The organism is uncultured Campylobacter sp., from assembly GCF_938045595.1.
In the GTDB taxonomy this organism is placed as follows: Bacteria; Campylobacterota; Campylobacteria; order Campylobacterales; family Campylobacteraceae; genus Campylobacter_B.
Map to the genome: position 1 here is coordinate 1 of NZ_CALIBB010000037.1, position 6,172 is coordinate 6,172.

General features: G+C 51.6%; 4 protein-coding genes and 1 pseudogene. 4 read left to right on the forward strand and 1 reads right to left on the reverse strand.

Annotation, left to right across the window (positions count from 1 at the left end; translation table 11 throughout):
* Positions 1-71: 71 nt before the first annotated feature.
* From Q0340_RS01535 to hemE, 4 genes and pseudogenes are all read left to right on the forward strand, one after another.
* Positions 72-2,481 (forward strand): annotated as a pseudogene (locus Q0340_RS01535) (DNA gyrase subunit A); the annotation flags it as partial.
* Positions 2,474-3,505 (forward strand): aspartate-semialdehyde dehydrogenase, encoded by a 1,032-nt coding sequence (locus Q0340_RS01540; protein ID WP_298081876.1) that lies wholly within the window; start codon positions 2,474-2,476, stop codon positions 3,503-3,505. The pseudogene Q0340_RS01535 and the gene Q0340_RS01540, both read left to right, overlap by 8 nt.
* Before the next feature lie 301 nt (positions 3,506-3,806).
* Positions 3,807-4,298 (forward strand): YqhA family protein, encoded by a 492-nt coding sequence (locus Q0340_RS01545; protein ID WP_298081877.1) that lies wholly within the window; start codon positions 3,807-3,809, stop codon positions 4,296-4,298.
* A gap of 2 nt (positions 4,299-4,300) precedes the next feature.
* Positions 4,301-5,347, forward strand: coding sequence for a uroporphyrinogen decarboxylase (gene hemE, locus Q0340_RS01550; RefSeq protein ID WP_298081878.1), 1,047 nt, complete (start codon positions 4,301-4,303; stop codon positions 5,345-5,347).
* A gap of 642 nt (positions 5,348-5,989) precedes the next feature.
* Here the strand turns inward: hemE and Q0340_RS01555 are convergent.
* Positions 5,990-6,172: hypothetical protein (locus Q0340_RS01555; RefSeq protein ID WP_298081879.1), on the reverse strand; the 183-nt coding region annotated here is incomplete at its 5' end.

A 6,172-nucleotide genomic window follows, 5' to 3' on the forward strand; every position in this document is an offset into this window, starting at 1 on the left:
TGGTCGTCGGCGACGTTGAGGCACACGGACGCCAGAGGCGAGACGGTGTGGGTGGTCCGCAGCTGGAAGGAGGAGAGCTCGACGGCGAAGGCGCGCGGGGCGATGAGGTACACCGAAGCGCGTATGACGCCGCTAGCCGAGGAGCTTTTAAAAGACCTAGATAAAGAGACGGTCGATTTCGTACCGAACTACGATGAGAGCCTAAATGAGCCCGACGTATTGCCTGCGCGCGTGCCGAATTTGCTGCTTAACGGCTCGAGCGGAATCGCCGTGGGAATGGCGACGAATATCCCGCCGCACAGCCTAGATGAGCTCGTAGGCGGTCTTTTGATACTGCTTGAGAATAAAAACGCAAGCCTAGAGGAGATCATGGGCGAGATCAAGGGCCCCGATTTTCCGACCGGCGGCATAATCTACGGCAAAAAAGGGATCATCGAGGCGTATAAAACGGGCAGAGGGCGCGTTAAAATTCGCGCTAAAACCCATATCGAAAAAAAAGCTAGTAAAGATGTCATCGTAATCGACGAGCTGCCGTATCAGACCAATAAGGCGCGCTTGATCGAGCAGATCGCAGATCTCGTAAAGGAAAAGCAGATCGAGGGCATCTCCGAGGTGCGCGACGAGAGCGATCGCGACGGAATTCGCGTAGTAATCGAGCTTAAACGCGATGCGATGAGCGAGATCGTGCTGAATAATCTATTTAAGCAAACCACGATGGAGGCGACCTTCGGCGTGATAATGCTCGCAATCGACGGCAAAGAGCCGAAGATTTTCACGCTGATAGAGCTTTTGAAGCTGTTTTTGAACCACAGAAAAACCGTCATCATCCGCCGCACGATTTTTGAGCTTCAAAAAGCGCGCGCTAGAGCGCACATCTTAGAGGGCTTAAAGATCGCGCTAGATAATATCGACGAAGTGATTGACGTGATTAGAAACTCCGCCGACACCAACGTCGCACGCGAAAATTTAATGAGCAGATTCGGTCTTAGCGAGGCGCAATCGGGCGCGATTTTGGATATGAGGCTAAGCCGCTTAACGGGACTTGAGCGCGAAAAGATCGAGGAGGAGCTAAAAGAAATTTTAGCCGAGATAAAGCGGCTTGACGCGATCCTAAAGAGCGAGGAGCTAATCGAAGGCATCATAAAAGACGAGCTTTTGGAGATCAAGGATAAATTTAAATGCCCGCGCATCACCGAAATCGTCGATGACTACGAGGATATCGACATCGAAGATTTAATCGCGAATGAAAATATGGTCGTTACGATTACTCATCGCGGCTACATTAAGCGAGTGCCTAGCAAGACTTACGAGAAGCAAAAGCGCGGCGGCAAGGGGCGCGTGGCGGTCACGACGTATGATGACGACTTCATCGAGAGCTTTTTTACGTCCAACACCCACGACACGCTTATGTTTATCACCGACCGCGGGCAGCTTTACTGGCTCAAGGTCTATAAAATTCCGGAGGGCTCGCGCACCGCAAAGGGCAAAGCGGTAGTAAATTTAATCCAGCTCGGCGCGGACGAAAAGATCATGGCGATCATCCCTACGACCGATTTTGATCCGAGCAAGTCGCTCGTATTTTTCACTCGCAACGGCATCGTAAAACGCACGAATTTAAGCGAGTTTAAAAACATCCGCTCGCTCGGAATCCGCGCTATCAGCCTAGATGAGGACGATACGCTGGTGACTGCGCTCATCGCTCCAAACAGCGCCGAGGAGATGCAAAACTACAAAGGAGGCGCCTTAAGCGGCGACGATCTGGACGGCGGCGAGGCTGAGGAAGTTTTAGAGCAGACCGAGCAGGATATTTTAGAGGGAAGCGCGGATGAAATTTCAGATGAAATTTTGCAAGACGAGGGCGCGCAAGATGGCGAGCCGCAAAGCGCCAACGAAAACATGCTCTTCATCGCTACTAAAAAGGGAATGTGCCTTAAATTTAATCTAAATAAAATTCGCCAGATGGGGCGCATCGCTCGCGGCGTAAAGGGGATTAAATTTAAAGAAAAAGGCGACGAGGTCATCGGCGCCGCGTTTATTCTAAGCGATATGCAAGAAATTTTAAGCGTGAGCCAAAAGGGTATCGGCAAGCGCACCACTGCGAGCGAGTATCGCCTCACAAACCGCGGCGGCAAGGGCGTCATCTGCATGAAGCTCACCAACCGCACGGGCGAGCTCATCGGCGTCGTGATGGTCGATGAGGAGATGGATCTCATGGCGCTAACCACCAGCGGCAAGATGATCCGCGTCGATATGCAAAGCATCCGCAAAGCGGGCCGCAACACCAGCGGCGTCATCGTCGTAAATGTCGAGGGCGACGACGTCGTGAGCATCGCGACCTGCCCGAAAGCCGAGGAGGGCGACGAGGGCGAAGCGGACGAGCTTGCGCAGGATGAAAATTTATTAAATTCAAATTTAGATAGCAAAGATTCGCAGAGCGACGGCCCTAGCGATGAAATTTTAAAAGGAGGAGAGGATGAGTAGTTACAATATCGCCATCGTAGGCGCTACCGGCGCCGTAGGCGAGGAGATTTTGCGCGTCTTAGACGAGATGAACTTCCCCGTAAAGGACATACTGCCGCTTGCGAGCGCAAAGAGCGCGGGCGAGAAGGTGGAATTCCGCGGCAAAGAATACGTCGTGAGGGAGCTAACGGACAGTACCTTCGACGAAAACGAGATCGACATCGCGTTTTTTAGCGCGGGCGGCTCCATTTCGGCGCATTACGTGCCATTTGCTGCGGCAAGCGGCGCGGTGGTGATCGACAACACTAGCCACTTTCGCATGCAAGAAAACGTCCCGCTCGTCGTGCCTGAGTGCAATCCGCAGGATATAAAGCTATGGGAAGAGACAGGCATCATCGCTAATCCGAACTGCTCGACCATCCAGATGGTTCAAATTTTAAAGCCGCTTGATGACGCGTTTGAAATAGAGCGCGTGGACGTAAGCACCTACCAGGCGACAAGCGGTGCAGGTAAAGAGGGTATGAGCGAGCTTGTAGGGCAGCTGCAGCAGTTTTTCGCTTTTAAGCTTGATGAGTGCGAGCCGAAGGTTTTCCCACATCAGATCGCGATGAATGTCATCCCACACATCGACGTATTTTTGGACAACGACTACACCAAAGAAGAGATGAAGATGGTAAACGAAACGCAGAAAATTTTGCATAAAAACTTCGCCGTTTCGGCTACCTGCGTGCGCGTGCCGGTACTTCGCAGCCACAGCGAGGCGATCACGATAAAATTTAAAAAGGATTTCGAGATTAGCCGCGTGCGCGAAATTTTAAGAAACGCGCCTAGCATCGTGCTTGTAGACGATCCGAGCAAAAACGAATATCCGATGCCGCTGCTTTCGAGCGACACGAACGAAACCTACGTCGGCAGGCTCCGCAGGGACAATTTCGACGATAAAATTCTGCATCTTTGGTGCAGCGCCGATCAGATCCGCGTCGGAGCGGCTACGAACGCCGTGCGCATCGCGCTTCGCTGGATCGATATGCAGCAAGACAAATAAGATAAATTTAGCAGATGCCGAGCCTTTGTGCGCGGATACGGTTGTGCGCGCGGTTTCGGCGCCGAGGTCGCGAGAATAAAGTTTGTAAATCAGCCTAGTTAAAATTTAAGACCGCGAGCTGAAATTTTGCGCCTTTAATCGGGCGCAAAATTTAAATAGACTCAAACGAGTGCGTTTAAAAGAGATAAATTTACGCGATTGCAAACGAGCGTAAATTTAAACGGACGCTTCGGCATGAGGCAGCTTTAAATTTATATATCCGCTTGCGGAGCGGCTACCCGAATTAAAATTTAAGGAAAAAATGAAAGCTATATTTGAAAAATTTTTGCTTTGCAGCAAGTCTCTAACGCTTCTGCCTGTTATTTTTTGTGTTGCGGCTAGTGCGACGATATTTGTGGTGGCAAGCTACGAAATCTGCTCGGCGCTCTATAAAATCGTAGAATTTTTTCTAGCTCCGCAGAGCGAGCGAGCGCTTTACATTGATATTTTAAGCGAAATAATAACGGCGATCGATCTGTATCTGGTCGCCATCGTGCTGCTAATCTTCGTATTTGGAATTTATGAGCTGTTTATCGACGAGTTTGTGGATCTAAATTTACAAGTTTTAAAGATCGCCTCGCTGGATGAGCTGAAGCACAAACTCGGCAGCGTCATCATAATAGTGCTTGTAGTGGATTTTTTCAAGCGAATTTTACACACCGATTTTACTACCCCTTTGGATATGCTTTTGCTCGCAGGGGCTATCTTTGCGGTTTGTTTAGCTTTGTATATTTTGAGTAAATTTAAAGGATAAAAATGGTTTTCATCGACGCATGCTTCGGCAAAGAGACCCCATACACGCCCATTTGGATGATGCGCCAGGCGGGGCGCTACCTGCCGCAATACATGGCGGTGCGCGAGAGGGCAGGCGATTTTTTGAGCCTGTGTCGCGACTATCGCGCTGCTAGCGAGGTGACGATCCAACCCGTGGAGATTTTGGGCGTCGATGCGGCGATACTTTTTAGCGATATCTTGGTCGTGCCGATGCAGATGGGGATGGACCTGCGCTTCGAAGCGGGCGAAGGGCCGCGCTTTAGAGGTCCGATCCGCTCTCAGGGCGATTTGGCGCGCCTTGATCCACAAAAGGCCGCAGCGGAGCTCGGATACGTTTATGATACGATCTCGCTTACTCGCTCGCGCCTTGCCGCAGACAAAGCGCTCATCGGCTTTTGCGGCGCGCCGTGGACGATCGCTACCTATATGATCGAGGGCGGCGGCAGTAAAAATTACGCCGTTTGCAAAAGGATGCTCTACGAAAATCCACAGCTTCTGCATGAAATTTTGCGCCTCGTTACGGAGGCGACGAAGCTTTATCTGGCGCGCCAGATCGGCTCAGGCGTCGATGCGGTGCAGATCTTCGACAGCTGGGCGGGCGCGCTGGAGCCGAGCGCGTACGAGGAGTTCGGCTGGCGATATATCTTAGAAATCACGGAATTTTTAAAGGCGAAATTCCCGCATATCCCGCTCATCGTCTTTGCCAAGGGCACGGGCGCGCAGATGTCGCGGCTGAGCAGTATCGCAGCGCAACGCGGCGCGGCGAGCTTTGACGTATGGGGCGTGGATTGGAGCACTCCGATTGAGCTTGCGCGCGAGCAGCTCGGGGGCAAATTTACGCTTCAAGGCAACCTGGAGCCGATGCGGCTATACGACCGCGGCGCGATAGAATCGGGCGTGCGCGAGATTTTAACGGCGATGAAGGGTGCTGCGCATATCTTTAATCTAGGGCATGGAATTTTGCCCGACGTAAGCGTGCAAAACGCCAAATATCTAGTGGATCTGGTGCACGAGCTAAGCGCGCGCTAAAATCTTATTTTACGAGAGCCTGTTTGCAGCGCGCTCAGCTAAATTTGCGATGCCCTAGGCGGCTTGTGCTTCGATTTTTTTCGTCGTCATGCTTTGTATTCGGCCGCGGATGCGGCGTATGGATCTGCGCTTCACGAGCTGGCGTAGCGTTTGCGCGAAGTTGCGAGGAGATCGGCTCTCACGGCTTTAAATTTGCTTTTAATCATGGGGCGTTATCGTGCGGACCGCAATAGTGTTGGATTTTTATGCGGCAACCGTACCGCGCTTTTTGCGAGAAAATTTCACTGAATTATTCGAACGCCGATGTCGCGGCGAAATTTAAAGGCGAAGCGGGACTTTTAATTTAAATCCAAATCGCAGGTTAGATAAAGCCGTGTAGCGTCTAGGCGACGAGCGGACGTTGCGGCATGGATTTCATAGCACAAGACGTGTAGCGAGGGCAGGGCGGCGTAGTGTAGACGGCGATGAAATTTTAAAGCGGCGCCGACTACGTCAAATTTCAAATTTAATCGCAGCGTTGAGACGCTTGCCGCTTATGTCCGCCGCACCGCACTTTAAAGCCTGCGTCAGGCGCGCCCATATTGAGTCTTCGTGCGTGATCGGCCCCGTTTTATGGGAAGGGGGCGACCTAAATTTTACGCGCTATGTATGCGGCGGCGTAAAATACCGCGAGCTTGCGAGTTCAAATTTAGCTCGCGCCTTAAATTTATAGCTCGCACGCCCCAAATTTAAGAATAAATTCAAAGCTCTAAGCTTAAAATTCCGCCCTAGCGGGGGCGGTGCGCGGAAGTGGAATTTCGCATAAAAGCGGCGCCAAATTTCGGC